General features: G+C 61.3%; 9 protein-coding genes. 5 read left to right on the top strand and 4 right to left on the bottom strand.

What is annotated here, in order from left to right; all coding sequences use genetic code 11:
* Positions 1-203: 203 nt before the first annotated feature.
* From QD409_RS20305 to QD409_RS20295, 3 genes are read left to right on the top strand one after another with little or no spacing between them, the layout of a single operon-like run.
* A complete protein-coding gene (locus QD409_RS20305) occupies positions 204-1721 on the top strand; it encodes an efflux RND transporter periplasmic adaptor subunit (protein ID WP_092848276.1) in 1518 nt (505 codons plus the stop codon).
* The gene (locus QD409_RS20300) at positions 1718-4837 is read left to right on the top strand and encodes an efflux RND transporter permease subunit (protein ID WP_430763501.1); all 3120 of its coding nucleotides are present in this window, start codon (positions 1718-1720) and stop codon (positions 4835-4837) included. The genes QD409_RS20305 and QD409_RS20300 overlap by 4 nt, the downstream gene beginning before the upstream one ends.
* Positions 4834-7932, top strand: a complete 3099-nt coding sequence (locus tag QD409_RS20295; protein ID WP_430763500.1) for an efflux RND transporter permease subunit — start codon at positions 4834-4836, stop codon at positions 7930-7932. Before QD409_RS20300 ends, QD409_RS20295 begins: the two co-directional genes overlap by 4 nt.
* Before the next feature lie 332 nt (positions 7933-8264).
* Here the strand turns inward: QD409_RS20295 and QD409_RS20290 are convergent, their stop codons facing one another.
* Both QD409_RS20290 and QD409_RS20285 read right to left on the bottom strand, forming a co-directional pair.
* Positions 8265-11417, bottom strand: a complete 3153-nt coding sequence (locus tag QD409_RS20290; RefSeq protein ID WP_092848295.1) for an efflux RND transporter permease subunit — start codon at positions 11415-11417, stop codon at positions 8265-8267.
* A 9-nt stretch (positions 11418-11426) separates the two neighbouring features.
* Positions 11427-12731 carry an efflux RND transporter periplasmic adaptor subunit gene (locus QD409_RS20285; protein ID WP_425348531.1) on the bottom strand — a complete coding sequence of 435 codons (1305 nt, stop codon included), beginning with the start codon at positions 12729-12731 and terminating at the stop codon, positions 11427-11429.
* A gap of 96 nt (positions 12732-12827) precedes the next feature.
* Here QD409_RS20285 and QD409_RS20280 point away from each other — a divergent pair, with 96 nt between their 5' ends.
* The gene (locus QD409_RS20280; protein ID WP_092848312.1) at positions 12828-13511 is read left to right on the top strand and encodes a TetR/AcrR family transcriptional regulator; all 684 of its coding nucleotides are present in this window, start codon (positions 12828-12830) and stop codon (positions 13509-13511) included.
* A gap of 226 nt (positions 13512-13737) precedes the next feature.
* Here QD409_RS20280 and QD409_RS20275 read toward each other — a convergent pair whose 3' ends face one another.
* Positions 13738-14196 carry a helix-turn-helix domain-containing protein gene (locus tag QD409_RS20275; protein WP_092848315.1) on the bottom strand — a complete coding sequence of 153 codons (459 nt, stop codon included), beginning with the start codon at positions 14194-14196 and terminating at the stop codon, positions 13738-13740.
* Positions 14197-14387: 191 nt separating this feature from the next.
* Positions 14388-14699, bottom strand: a complete 312-nt coding sequence (locus QD409_RS20270; RefSeq protein WP_092848317.1) for a hypothetical protein — start codon at positions 14697-14699, stop codon at positions 14388-14390.
* Positions 14700-14971: 272 nt separating this feature from the next.
* On the opposite strand from QD409_RS20270, the gene QD409_RS20265 reads away from it, so the two are divergent.
* Positions 14972-15229 (top strand): ABC transporter substrate-binding protein (locus QD409_RS20265; protein WP_430763499.1); only part of this gene is annotated, 258 nt, incomplete at its 3' end.

Here is a 15229-nt window from a genome sequence, read left to right as displayed (position 1 = left end):
ATGGCAACTTGCGCCAGCGCTAGGCCTTTGCGACTACAACCCTGATTTTATCCAATGTGACAATTTATTTCGCTAAGTCGTCGCAAAAATGGACAAAATTTAATGGCTATACCAAATTCCTAAGCGACACGATGCAAGCTAGAGTCGCGCACAAGATAGCCGCGGGTCAGAGATCACCGAAGGCTTAGAAGGAAGGTGTGTTGATGGCTCGTGCGTTTCGGGTCGTAATGTCGTTGGCGGTGATTGGCGCGGTGGGCTACGGCGCCTATGCGACTCGCGATCTCTGGCTTGCCAACGCCGAGCGGCTGCTTGGCTATCAGAACGCCTCGACACCTGCCCAACAAGCCCAGGGCGAGCGCCGCAACGGCCAGCGTCAGGGCGGCGGTGGAGGGCGGCGGGGTGCGGCGCAATTCAGCGGCCCGGTTCCAGTGCTTGCGGCCGATGTGACGACGGCCGACGTTCCCGTCTATATCAATGGCGTGGGTTCGGTGAAGGCCCTGAATACGGTGACGGTGCGCGCGCAGGTCAGCGGACGAATCGTCGAGATCGATTTCGGCGAGGGCCAGGATATCAAGAAGGGCGACGTTATCGCCCGCATCGACGATTCCGTCTACAAGGCGCAGCTCGACCAGGCGCTTGCCAAGAAGGCGCAGGACGAGGCTCTGCTCGCAGGGGCCCAGCGCGATCTCAACCGCTATCAGCTCATGGTGAAGACCGCTTCGGGTACGCAGCAGCAGGTCGATACGCAGACTTCGCTGGTGGCGCAATACACGGCACAGGTTAAGGCCGACGCGGCGGCTATAGAAAGCGCGCAGGCGACGCTTGACTATACGACGATCAAGGCGCCGATCGATGGGCGCACCGGTATCCGCAATGTCGATGTCGGCAACCTCATCGGCTCGTCGGATGCGACAGGGATCGTGACGCTGTCGCAGATCAGGCCGATCTCCGTGTTGTTTTCCATTCCGCAGCAACAGCTTGCTCGCGTCAACGCGGCAAGTGCGGCCGGTACGCTCGCCGTCCAGGCCATGGGGAATGATGGCCAGACGGTCATCGACAACGGCACGCTGGCGGTGGTCGACAACCAGGTCGATCCCACGACGGGCACAGTCAAGCTGAAGGCGAACTTTCCGAACGAGAAGCTGGCACTGTGGCCCGGTGCCTTCATCAATGCCCGCCTGCTCGTGGAGACGCTGAAGGGCGTTACCGTTATTCCGAGCGGGGCGGTGCAGCGCGGGCCGAACGGCACGTTCGTCTATATCGTCAAGGAAGGCCAGACCGTGGCGATGAAGCCGGTGAAGGTGCGTCAGCAGGACGACACGCTCGCCGTGATCGCCGATGGCGTTTCTCCGGGCGACAAGGTGGTGACGACCGGCTTTGCGCGGCTTCAGGACGGTTCGAAAGTGCAGATTTCGGCCAGTTCCGATCAAGCGGTACCGAGTGTGCCGGCGGCCAATGATCAAGGGCAGCCGGTTGCGCAGAACGATCAACAGAGCAGCCAAGGTAATGCCGGCGCCAATGGCGGCGAGAAGCCGCATCATCGCCACAACGGTCAGGGAGGCAAGGGCGGTCAGGGCGGCAAGGGTGGTAATGGCGGTAATGCCGGCCAGGATGGTCAAAGCGGGGATGATCAGCACGCCGGCGGCGCCGGTCAGGATACGAATACCAGCGCCAGCACCACGCCGAACAACGCGTCCGCAGCGCCGACGCAGCAACAATGAACGTCTCGTCGCTCTTCATCGGCCGACCCATCGCCACCTCGCTTCTCGGGGTCGCGGTTCTCCTGGGCGGTATTCTCGGCTTTCTCTTCCTGCCGGTCGCGCCGCTGCCGCAGGTGGATTTCCCGACGATTCAGGTGACGACGCAGCTTCCCGGCGCCGATCCCGATACGATGGCGGCCCTGGTGACCGCTCCCCTGGAACGGCCGCTCGGTCAGATCCCGTCACTGACCTCGATGACGTCGTCAAGTGCCTTCGGTATCAGCCAGATCACGCTGCAGTTCGATCTCGGCCGTGATATCGATGGCGCCGCGCAGGATGTGCAGGCAGCGATCAACGCGGCCGGCTCGACGCTGCCGCGCACGCTTCCCTATCCGCCGACCTATTCGAAGGTGAACCCGGCCGACACGCCGATCGTGACGCTGGCCTTGCGCTCCGACAGCTATTCGATCCGCGAGCTCAGCGACTTCGCCGATACGATGATGGCGCAGCGCCTCAGCGAAGTGTCCGGCGTGGGCAATGTCAGCATCCAGGGCGGCGTCAAGCCTGCCATTCGTGTCCAGGTGGACCTGCCGCGCCTTGCCTCCTATGGCCTTGCTCTGGAGGATATCCGCACGGCGATCACCAGCGCCAGCGTGGCCGGCGCCAAGGGTGCGCTTGATGGCACCCAGCAAAGCTTCACGCTTGCCGCGAACGACCAGATCGTAGACCCGAACGTCTACAAGTCTGTCATCGTCGCCTATCGCAACAACGCCCCGGTGCAGTTGAAGGATGTGGCTGATGTCGTCGAAGGGCTGGAGAACAATCGCGTCGGCGCCTGGTATCAGGGAAAGCCCGCCGTCATCATCGATATCATGCGCCAGCCGGGCGCCAACGTCATTCAGACCGTCGAAAACGTCCTGCAGCAGCTTCCGAAGCTGAAACAGGCCATGCCGGCCGGCATCTCGCTCGATATCGTCAACGACCGCACCGAGACCATCCGAGCCTCGATCCATGACGTGCAATGGACGCTGGTGATCAGTATCGGTCTCGTCATCCTCGTAGTTCTGCTCTTTCTGCGGACGATGACGGCAACCTTCATAGCCGGTGTCGCTCTGCCCTTGTCGCTGATCGCGACCTTCGGCGTCATGTGGTTTGCCGGCTTCAGCCTCGACAATCTCTCGCTGATGGCGCTGACGATCGGCACCGGCTTCGTTGTCGACGACGCCATCGTGATGATCGAGAACATCGCCCGCCATATCGAGGAGGGCGAAAACCCGATGCAGGCGGCGCTGAAGGGTGCCGGCGAGATCGGGTTCACCATCATTTCGCTGACCGTCTCGCTGGTTGCGGTGTTCATTCCGCTGCTGTTCATGACCGGGATCGTGGGCCGCATGTTCCGCGAATTCGCGCTGACGCTCACCATCGCCGTTGTGGTGTCGGCCGTGGTTTCGCTGACGCTGACGCCGATGATGTGCGCGCGCATCCTGCGCAAGCCCAAGGAGCGTGCGGGTGGTTTGCTTGCCGGCGCCGATCGTTTCACCGATTGGATGATCGAAGGCTATCGGCGCAGCCTCGTATGGGCCGTGGATCGCAGCGGCCTCATGCTCGTGGTGACCGTGGTGACGCTGGCTGCGACGATCGCGCTCTATGTCGTCATTCCGAAGGGCTTCCTGCCGGCGCAGGATACCGGCCTGATCACCGCTGTGATCGAAGCCGAGCCGACGACCTCTTTCGAGACCATGAAGCAGATACAGGCGACCGTGACCGATCGGCTGCGCAAGGACCCGGATGTCGATGGCGTCGTTTCCGTCATCGGTGCCAGCGCCAGCAATCTGACGCTGAACACCGGCAATCTCAGCCTGATACTAAAGCCGAGGAACCAGCGCACAGCTTCCGCCGATCAGATCATCGAGCGGATGCGCGATGACGTCGCGGGTATGCCGGGCATCCATGTCACCTTTCAGAGCGTGCGCGACATCTCGATCAGCACCAGGGCCAGCCGCGCGCCCTATCAATATACTTTGACGGGCACGGATACGAACACGGTGGTCGACTGGTCGCAGAAGCTGGCCCAGCGGCTGCAGGAAAGCCCGAAGCTTATGGACGTCGCCTCCGAGGTGGAAATGGGAGGCGGCCGCATCTTTGTGAATGTCGATCGCGAAACCGCCTCGCGGCTCGGCGTATCGATGCAGGCCGTCAGCGACACCCTGAACGATGCTTTCGGCCAGCGCCAGATCGCGACGATCTACGGCCAGGCCAACCAGTATCGCGTCATTCTGGAGGCTGCGCCCCAATATCAGTCGGATCCGAAGTCGCTTGACAAGCTCTACGTCGCCGGCGCCAGCGACACGCAAGTGCCGCTCAATGCCTTTACGACGGCGACCTTCACGACGGCGCCGCTGGTCATCAGCCATGACGAGCAGTTTCCGGCCGTGACGATCAGCTTCGATATTGCCAAAGGCGCTTCGCTCAGCGAAGCCGTGGCCGAGATCAAGGCGGCCGAGCAGGATATCGGCATGCCCGACAACATCCAGCGCAAGTATTCGGGTGACGCGGAAGAATTTGCCTCCTCGCTTGCCGGCGAGCCCTGGCTGATCCTGGCGGCCGTCGTGACGATCTATATCGTGCTCGGCCTGCTCTACGAGAGCGCCGTCCACCCGGTGACGATCCTTTCGACGCTGCCTTCGGCCGGTGTCGGCGCGCTGCTGGCGCTGATGCTGTTCGGGCAGGATCTGTCGGTCATCGCCCTGATCGGCATCGTGCTGCTGATGGGCATCGTCAAGAAGAACGCGATCATGATGATCGACTTTGCGCTCGAGGCGGAGCGCAAGGAAGGCCTCGAGCCGCGCGAGGCCATTCTCAAGGCCTCGATCTTGCGTTTCCGACCGATCATGATGACGACGCTGGCGGCGCTTTTCGGCGCTCTGCCGCTGGCGCTGGCGCAGGGCACAGGCGCCGAGCTGCGCATCCCTCTTGGCATCACCATCATCGGCGGCCTCGTGCTGTCGCAGCTGCTGACGCTCTATACGACGCCGGTGATCTATCTGGCCTTCGAGCGCCTGCGCGCCCGGATCGTCGGGCGCACCAGCGGCACGCCGAGCGCTGAAATGGACGAACTGGCGGGCGGCGAGACATGAACATCTCCGAGCCGTTCGTCAAACGCCCTGTCGGGACGACGCTTCTGGCGATCGGGCTGATGATTCTCGGTATCGTCGCCTATGGCTTCCTGCCGGTGGCAAGCCTGCCGACTGTGGACTTGCCGACGATCGTCGTCTCGGCGAGCCGTCCCGGCGCCGATCCCGCCAGCATGGCGGCGAGTGTCGCCGCTCCGCTGGAACGGCATCTCGGCACCATAGCCGGCGTCACGCAATTGACCTCGGTGAGCTCGCTCGGCTCAAGCACCATCATGGTGCAATTCGATCTCTCCCGCAGCGTTGATGGCGCCGCGCAAGATGTGCAGGCGGCGCTGAATGCATCGGCGACCGACCTGCCGGGCGATCTGCCGACCCTACCATCCTTCCGCAAGATCAATCCGGCCGCGGCGCCCGTGCTGATTCTGGCGCTGACATCGGACAATGTGGGGCCGAGCGCCATATATGATGCAGCCGATACGGTGGTCGTGCAGCGTATCTCGCAGGTGGAAGGCGTCGGTGGCGTAACGGTCAGCGGCGCCGATCAGCCTGCGATACGCGTGAGGCTCAATCCCGATCGGCTCTCGGCCATGGGCATGTCGCTCGACAGCGTTCGCACCGCGATCGTCAATGCCAACGTACTCGGCCCTGCCGGCTCCATGGACGGCGCTGGAGGAGCTTTCTCCATCGCCGTCAACGGACAGCTGCGGACGCCGGAAGCGTATGGCAGGATCGTTGTACGCAGCGGTGACGGCACCGCCGTCCGGCTGTCCGATATAGCCACCGTCGAACCGGGCGTGCGCAATAGCCGCTCCGATGCCTGGTATGGCGGCAAACCCGCCGTGCTGCTCAACATCACCAAGGAGGCGGATGCCAACGTCATCGCTACGGTCGAGGGCGTCAAGCAGTTGATTCCGGAGCTGCAGCGGCTCATCCCGGCCGGCGTCAAGATTGATGTCCTTTCCGACCGCACCACGACGATCCATGCCAGCGTCAACGACATGCAATGGACGCTGCTGGCCACCATCTGCCTGGTGATGGCGGTGGTCTTCGTCTTCCTGCGGCGCGCAACGCCGACCTTCGCGGCAGGCGTCACCGTGCCGCTTTCGCTCGCCGGAACCCTGGCGGCGATGTGGCTCTTCGGATTGTCGATCGACAATCTCTCTCTCATGGCGCTTGCCGTTTCGGTGGGTTTCGTCGTCGACGATGCCATCGTCATGATCGAGAATATCTATGCCAATCTGGAAACCGGCATGAAGCCGATGCGGGCGGCGCTCGAAGGCGCAAAGCAGATCGGCTTCACGGTCGTTTCGATCAGCCTGTCGCTGCTCGCCGCCTTCATTCCCCTATTTTTCATGGGAGGTATCGTCGGCCGCTTCTTCCAGACTTTCTCGCTGACACTCGGCTTCACCATCATCGTTTCGACGCTGGTGTCGTTGACGCTGACGCCGATGATCTGCGGCCATCGCCTCCGGCCGCACGACATTCATGCCCAGCCCGGGCGGTTCGGCCGCATGGTCGAAGGCTCGATGAGCGCGATCATCGGCTTTTACGGACGGACGTTGAAAGCAGTGCTGCATCACCGCCTGATGTCCGTCTTGGTGATCATCGCCTGCGTGGTCATGTCGGCCTATCTCTACGTCAAGGTGCCGAAGGGTTTCATTCCGCAGGATGATACCGGCTTCATCCAGGGCGGGACGCAGGCCGCGACCGATATCTCCTATCCGGCCATGGTCAAATTGCAGCAGCAGGCCGCCGATATCGTCGCCGAGGACTCGGCGGTGTCGGGCCTCGGCTCCTCGGTGGGCGGCGGCGGCTTTTCCAGCTCGATCAATCGAGGGCAGCTGTTCATTTCGCTCAAGCCGGAATCGGAGCGGGCGCCGACGGCCGAGATCATCGACCGGCTTCGCAAGCAGCTGATGGCCGTTCCCGGGCTCAGCACGTTCCTGTTTTCGCCGGGCGATATTCGCGCCGGCGCGCGCCAGTCGCAGTCGCAGTATCAGTTCACCGTCTGGGGTGCGAATTATGACGAGCTGGTGGAGTGGGCGCCGAAGGTATTGGAGCGATTGCAGGCTGTTCCGGGCTTGACCGATGTCGCGACCGACAGGCAGCCAAACGGCTTGCAGGCGACCGTCAATATCAACCGCAGTCTCGCCTCGCAGCTCGGCGTCAGCATTCAATCCATCGACGCCGCGCTGAACAACGCCTTCGCGCAGCGGCAGATCTCGACGATCTACACGCAGCGCAACCAGTATCGTGTTGTGCTAGAGGCGGATCCGAACTATGCGCTCGACCCGCATGACATCTCCAAGCTCTACGTGCCGGCCACCGGCGGGAAACAGGTGCCGTTGAGTGCCGTCGCTTCCATCGATCGGACGCTCGCGCCGCTGGTGGTCAATCACCAGGGGCAATATCCGGCCGTGACCATTTCCTACAATCTGGCGCTCAATACGCCCTTGGAGGTCGCGAACCAAGCCATCGAGAAGGCGGTGCTTGAGATGCATTTGCCCGATACGCTGCATGCGGATTTCGCCGGCGATGCGGCGAGTGTCCGGCTGTCGTCCGGCAGCCAGCCGCTCCTGCTTCTGGCGGCATTGCTGACGGTCTACATCGTTCTCGGCATTCTCTATGAGAGCCTGGCGCATCCGTTGACGATCATTTCGACGTTGCCGTCCGCCGGTCTCGGCGCGCTCTTGGCGCTTGCCATCAGCGGCACGGAGCTGACCATCATCGCTTTCATTGGCATCATTCTCTTGATCGGCATCGTCAAGAAGAACGGTATCATGATGGTGGATTTCGCGCTGCAGGGCGAACGCGTTCTCGGCCTGTCTTCGGAAGAAGCGATCTATCAGGCCTGTCTCAAGCGTTTCCGTCCGATCCTGATGACGACGCTGGCGGCGCTGATGGGCGCCATTCCGCTGATCGTGGCAACCGGCCCTGGCTCCGAGCTGCGGCGCCCGCTGGGCATCACCATCGTCGGCGGCCTCGTCGTTTCGCAGGTGCTGACGCTCTACACCACGCCGATCATCTATCTGATGCTCGCCAAGCTGCACGCAAAGTGGTCGCCGAAGCCGCAGCCTGCAACGCCTGCTGCTTCTTGATCCACTTGAACGAGCCGTAGGCACGATCGCAACGACACCTTGTTTGCCGAAAGGTGCGGGGGCATAGGTCCGGGACTCGGGCGGCAGGTTCTTATATCGAGCCGGCGTGCCTCTCGTTTAAGGTTGCGAGAGGCATGCCGCCACGCTGCTTCATGATCTGAGCAGCGGCGGCGCGAAGGCGGCGTGGGGCGCTATCCGCCAACAGCATTTTCAAGTCAGCTATGACACCAATGACAAAGAGGCTCCTGCGATGTCGCAGGAGCCTCTTTGCTTGACCTGTAGCTAGGTCGAGACGCCCGCTCTCCAATCTGCGGAAGCGGGCGTCTCGTTCGTTAATGTGCGGCATCCGTCGTCGGTGCGTCGGTGGGCGGTGTCGTTGCCGTCGATTTGACCCTGCCTTTGAAGACACGGCGGACCGAGACGAAGAGCAGCGGGATGAAGAATACGCCGAGCACGGTCGCCGAGATCATGCCGCCCATGACGCCGATACCGATCGAGTTCTGGCTGCCCGATCCCGCACCATTGGCGATCGCCAGCGGCAGAACGCCGAGGATGAAGGCGAGCGAGGTCATCAGGATCGGCCGCAAGCGCTGCCGTGCCGCTTCCAGCGTCGCATCGACCAGGTTCTTGCCCTGGTTTTGCTGCTCGATGGCGAATTCGACGATCAGGATGGCGTTCTTGGCCGCCAAACCGATGGTCGTCAGCAAACCGACCTTGAAGTAGACGTCGTTCGACTGGCCGAACAGGGTGGCCGCCAGCAACGCGCCGAAGATACCGATCGGAACCGACAGCATCACGGCAAGCGGGATCGACCAGCTTTCGTAGAGGGCGGCCAGCGCCAGGAAGACGACGAGGATCGAGATCGCATAGAGCTGGCTTGCCTGGTTGCCGGAGAGCTTTTCCTGGGCCGACAGGCTGGTCCATTCATGGCTGAAGCCGGGTGGCAGGGTTGCCATGATCTTGTCGATCTCGTTCATGGCATCGCCCGACGAAACGCCTGGTGCAGCGGCACCCTGGATTTCGACGGCCGACGAGCCGTTATAGCGTTCCAGACGCGGCGAACCGTAGGTCCAGTTGCCACTCGAGAATGCCGAGAACGGCACCATGTCGCCGCTGGAGTTGCGCACATACCAGCGGCCGAAGTCTTCCGGCTGCATGCGGAAGTTCTTGTCAGCCTGCACGTAGACGGGCTTGACGCGGCCGCGATCGATGAAGTCGTTGACATAGGTTCCGCCCCAGGCCGTCGACAGCGTCGAGTCGATGTTCGACAGGGTGATGTTGAGCGCACTCGCTTTTTCCTGGTCGATGTTGACAGAATATTGCGGCGTATCTTCCTGACCATTCGGACGCGTGCCGAAGAGTTTCGGGCTCTTGGCCGCAGCGCCGAGCAGCTGGTTGCGGGCCTGGATGAGCGCGGCATGGCCGGCGCCATTGATGTCCTTGATGAAGAAATCGAAGCCGCTCGAGCTGCCGAAACCGGGGATCGCCGGCGGCGCCAGCGCAAAGACGCTGCCGTCCTTGATCTTCGAGAACGCGCCCATGGCGCGACCGGCGATCGCCTGCGCCTTCGATTGCGGCGTCGAACGCTTGTCGAAGTCCTTCAATCTGACGAAGACGATACCGACGTTCTGGCCCTGACCGCTGAAGCCGAAGCCTGCCACGGCGAATGCGCCTTCGACATAGTCCTTTTCGTTATTGAGATAATAGTCCTTCACATGATTGAGCACGGCCCAGGTGCGCGACTCCGTGGCGCCCGGAGGAAGCTGGATCGCCGTCAGCAGGATGCCCTGGTCTTCGTCCGGCAGGAACGAGCTCGGGAGACGGTTGAACAGATAACCGACGGCGACGCCGATCAGCACGAATACGATGAGGAAGACGGCGCTCAGGCGGATCATGCCATGAATGCTTCGCTGGTAACCCCTTGTTCCCCGCTCGAAATTGCGGTTGAACCAGCCGAAGACGCCCTTTTCCTTCGCGCCGTGTTTGGGCTTCTTGAGAAGAGTGGCGCAAAGCGCCGGCGTCAGGATCAATGCGACGATGACCGACAGGACCATCGCCGAGACGATCGTCACCGAGAACTGGCGGTAGATGATGCCGACCGAACCGGAGAAGAAGGCCATTGGAATAAAGACGGCTGATAGAACGGTGGCGATACCGATCAGAGCGCCGGTGATTTCCTGCATCGACTTGATCGTCGCCTCGCGTGGCGACAATCCCTCTTCCTCCATCACGCGCTCGACGTTCTCGACCACAACGATGGCGTCGTCGACGAGCAGACCGATCGCTAGCACCATGCCGAACATAGTGAGCGTATTGATCGAATAGCCGAAGACGGAGAGCACGCCGAAGGTGCCGAGCAGGACGACGGGGACGGCGAGCGTCGGGATCAAGGTCGCGCGAATGTTCTGCAGGAAGACGAACATGACGATGAAGACGAGCACGATGGCTTCGAACAGCGTCTTGACTACGTCTTCGATCGACAGCTTCACGAAGGGCGTCGTGTCGTAGGGATAGACGATCTCGACATTCGGCGGCAGGGTCTGGCTCAGATTGCCGATGACCGATCTCACCGCTTCGGCCGTGCTGATGGCGTTGGCGCCGGAGGCGAGCATCACGGCGAGACCTGCTGAAGGATGGCCGTTATAGGTGCTCGACGTCGTGTAGGACGACGCGCCGAGTTCGACGGTCGCGACATCGTTGATGCGCACCAGCGAGCCATCGGGCTGGCTCTTCAGGATGATGTTTTCGAACTGCTCCGGCGTCTGCAGGCGGCTCTTGGCCGTAACGGTGGCGTTGAGCTGCTGCCCCTTGCGCTGTGGCAGCGCGCCGAGCTGGCCGGCCGAGACCTGCGAGTTCTGCGCCTGGATCGCGGCGGTGACGTCGCTCACCATCAACTGGTATTTGGCCAGCTTGTCAGGATTGACCCAGATGCGCATGGCATAGCCTGCGCCGAAAATCTGGGTGTTGCCGACGCCGTCGATGCGCTTCAGCGTATCGTTGAGCGTGCTGGCAACATAGTCGGCGAGGTCGTTGGAGTTCAGCTTGTTGTCGGTGGAGACGAAGCCGACGACCATGAGGAAGTTCGACGTCGACTTGGAAACGACAATACCGGTGGACTGGACGGTCTGCGGCAGCTGGGCGGTGACGAGCTGCAGCTTGTTCTGCACCTGCATCTGCGCGACGTCGGGGTTGGCCTTGTTGTTGAAGGTCACCGAGATCGAGGCCTGGCCTGTCGAGGTCGAGGTCGACGTCATGTAGTCGAGGTTGTCGATACCGGTCATGCCCTGCTCGATGACCTTGGTCACCGAGTTTTCGACGGTTGCGGCGTCAGCGCCGGGATAATTGGCGCTGATGCTGACCGTGGTCGGCGCGATCTGCGGATATTGCGAGATCGACAGCGTCAAAATGGACAGCGCACCCGCCAGCATGATGACGATGGCGATGACCCAGGCAAAGATCGGCCGGTCGATGAAAAAACGAGACATCGTCTAACCTCACTTCTGGGCGCCGGAGGCGGCCTTGCCATCGGTCTTTTCCAGCTCGGCCTGCTCGGTGGATTTACCCTCGGCTGCTGCGGCCTGCTTCACCTCGCCGGTCGCGTCGTCGATGGTGACGGGCGATACGGTGACTTCCTGGCCGTCGCGAACGCGCTGGCTGCCTTCGACGATGACGCGGTCGCCATCCTTTATGCCTTCGTTGACAAGCCAGCTGTTGCCGATGCTGCGTCGCACCTTGATGACGCGCTGCTGGACCTTGTTTTCGGCACTCACGAACATGGCGGTCGGCTCGCCCTTCGTGTTGCGGAAAACCGCACGCTGGGGCACGAGGAAACTGTTTTCGGCGATGCCTTCCTGAATGGTGGCGCGCACATACATGCCGGGCAGCAGCACGCGATCGGGATTGGGGAAAACGGCGCGCACGGTGATGGTGCCGACGGTTTCGGCGACGGAGGATTCGGCAAATTGCAGCGTGCCGGTTTCCTTGTACTGGCTGCTGTCTTCGAGCGTCAGATGCACGGAGACGTTGTCGCCGCTGGTCTTCAGCCGGCCGTCGGCGACGGCGCGGCGGAACTCGAGCAGATTGGTGCTCGACTGCGTGACGTCGACATTGATGGGGTCGAGCTTGCGGATCGTGGTCAGCGCCGTCGTCTGATCGGCGGTGACGAGGGCGCCGACGGTCACGGTCGATGCATCGACACGGCCGGCGATCGGCGCGCGCATCTTGGTGTAGTCGAGATTGATGCGTGCCGTTTCCAGGGCCGCTCTCGCAGAAGCCACGTCGGCGTTCGCTTGCGCCAAAGCGGAAATGGCATCATCCAGATTTTGCTTGCTGACCGCGTCCTGCGCGGTGAGGCTCTTGTAGCGATCCACTTTCGATTGGGCGCTCGGCACGGCGCCCTGCGCCTTCTGCAGGGCGGCGGCGGCGCTATCGTAAGATGCCTGGTAGGAGGCCGGATCGATTTCGTAGAGGACGTCGCCCTCCTTGACCTCACTGCCTTCCTTGAAGTTGCGGTTGCGAATGATGCCGCCGACCTGCGGCCGCACTTCCGCGACGAGATAGGCGCTGGTGCGGCCGGGCAGTTCGGCAGTGATCGCGACCGATTGCGGATGCAGCGCCATGGCGCTGACCTCGGTCTTCACGGCTGGTGTATTGTTCTGAGCGGCCTTCTGTTCATTGCAGCCGGCGAGTAGCATCGTGGCGGCAGCACCGGCGACGATCAACGCGGTTCGGGTGGACAGAAGGCGGGTGGATACCTTGGGATATACGGATGCAGAGGTGGAAGAGGCAAGCTTTCGCACGTTGCTATTTCCTGTTGCCTTATTTACAGTACGAGGTCGTACGGAAAATATTTGTATTGGTTGAAATGTCAATCGCATTCGCTTGTCGAGGTTAAGGTGGAGGCACTGATAAAGGAGCGGGGAGGCAAAGAGGATCAGGCTGCAACACGCCGCCCGCGCGGCCGCCCCAAAACCGCGAGCGACGATGCAAGGCGAGCCGAGATCGTCAAAGCGGCGCGTGTCACTTTCTACGAACTTGGTTACGGCGGCACGACGATGGATCTGGTGGCAGCCCGCTGCAAGATTTCGAAACAGACCCTTTATCGCCTGTTTCCGGGCAAGACCGACCTATTCATGGCGATTATCGCCGAGCATCGTGCCTCGATGCTGGCTCTGCCGCGCGAGGCCAATGAAAACCTGCCGCTCGATGAGGCGCTCGAGCAGATCTTCATGATCGACATCGATGAGGCCAAAGAGCGAGAGCGCGAGGCTTTCGTTCATCTCGCCATGAGCGAATCCCGACAATATCCGGAGGTTGCGACGCTGATGCACACCTATGGTGCCAAACAATCACAGCAGATGCTCGCCGATTGGCTCAACCAGCAACAGCAGCGCGGCCTGATCGAGATTGCCGATACCGCAAGCGCTGCACGCATGCTGATGACGATGATTTTCGGCGCGATGATCTCCAAGCCCGGCCACCCGAACGACTGGCCCGATCGGGAAACGCGGCTGCGGCATTTGCGTCAATGCATCAAAATCTTCGTGGCAGGCGTGCAGCCGCACTCGAACGAGCGTTAAAGCAAGTCGCGCAAAAGTGTACTGCGGTTTTGCGATAATGACATCTGCAAAGCCAAAAACCTAAAGCGTAAGAGATGAGCGCGCCCCGCTAGGGCGGATGCCTTCCGGCATGCATGTCAGCCAAACGATTCGCCAAGAGGGCGATCAGCAACCGTCATTGGACATCGAGGCACCCACCGAACTTGGTGCGTGCCTCGACCTCTTATTCGATGCGGCGATCCGAGTGTCAGCTGTGAAGGCCGACCGGTGCATCGCCTGCGCGTGACGCATGGCCTGTATGCGGCTCGGAGGCGTTTGCCAGAGACTTGACCAAGGTTAGCACGGACTGGCGTATGCCCGGATCGTTGATCTTCATGAAGGCCTTGTTGAGGCTCAGGCCCTCCTTGGAGGTCAGAAACTCCGACAGGTCTTCGAGGCCGTTGATCATGCCCAAACCGTCCGTATTCAGCGGCTGCGAGCTGTCTTGCTGGAAGAAGAACGCGACCGGAATGGCCAGAACGCCGGCTATGGCCTGCAGCCGGCTCGCTCCTATGCGGTTAGTGCCTTTTTCGTATTTCTGCACCTGTTGAAAGGTGACGCCGATTTGTTCGGCAAGCCGCTCCTGGCTCATGCCAAGCATAAGCCGCCGCGTGCGCACACGGGAGCCGACATAGGCATCAATCGGATTCGGTACTTTTGCACTCACTGCGCAATCTCCTTAGCAATATAGGGCGCTCCAGTGGACGCCGCTCTGCCTACGACATAATGGCGTAAGCGGCATGCGTTCAAGCTGCCCGCAAAATGTGTGTGAAATATGGGTAAAATTCAACCAAAAGTCTTTTTCTGTTAGGTCTTTTGCCAAGACGGCGGAATAAACCACAGAAAAGACGATTCGCGTCAATGTGGATTGAAAACCGAGGACGGCTTGCAGTTGTAGACCGGGCATAGCGGACTGTCCCTGGTGGGGACGTAGGTGCGCGCCGCGTAATCGGATACGCTGCATTGCCCGTTGCCGGAGACAAAGCGATCATACAGGACGAGAGAGGCGCCGCCTTTTGCAGGATAGCGCAATATGACAGCACGCTCGCTGGCGATGAGCTGCTGTACGGCGGCGCAAGTCTTGCTCAGCGACTCGTAGCGAGAGATTGCCGATGCCGGACCGGCGATCATGAGTGCTGTCAGAATAGAGGCTAAGGCTGCGCTTCTCATGGATCGTCCCCCTGGCGAAAGCGATAGATCTTAAATAGTCGCGCTGCGGGAGTTGCCAAGATCGGGCAACGCTTCTCGTTGCAAAGTAATCCGGCTTCACAGTGTTTCGGTGATGAGGACGGCGGCTACCGCCGTTCACAAATTTCAGAACGGCGGGGCGAGCTCCTTTCAGCTCAATGAAAGGTTGGATGTGCATGTCTTTCCCGCTTCAAGAAGAAGCGGTGCCGTGTTGCGTCGAACGGCACAGGCACATCAATGGAGAGGAGGACTTCATGCGTGCATCAAACGTTCTCAAATATTCGGTGGCACTTTCCCTCGCGATGACTGCGGCGTCGTTTGCGACGACGGCTGCACAGGCGGCCGGCAAGATTTCCATCATGGTGGGCGGCTACGAGAAGCAGATCTACCTGCCGGCCAAGCTTGCCGAGGGGCTCGGCTATTTCAAGGATGAGGGTCTCAGCGTCGAGCTTCTGAACGAGCCCGCGGGCGTCGATGCCGAAAATGAAATGCTTGCGGGCGCCGTCCAGGGC

Source organism: Rhizobium sp. BR 315 (genome assembly GCF_050577975.1).
Lineage (GTDB): Bacteria > Pseudomonadota > Alphaproteobacteria > Rhizobiales > Rhizobiaceae > Rhizobium > Rhizobium miluonense.
This window is presented reverse-complemented; position numbering and strand designations above follow the sequence as displayed.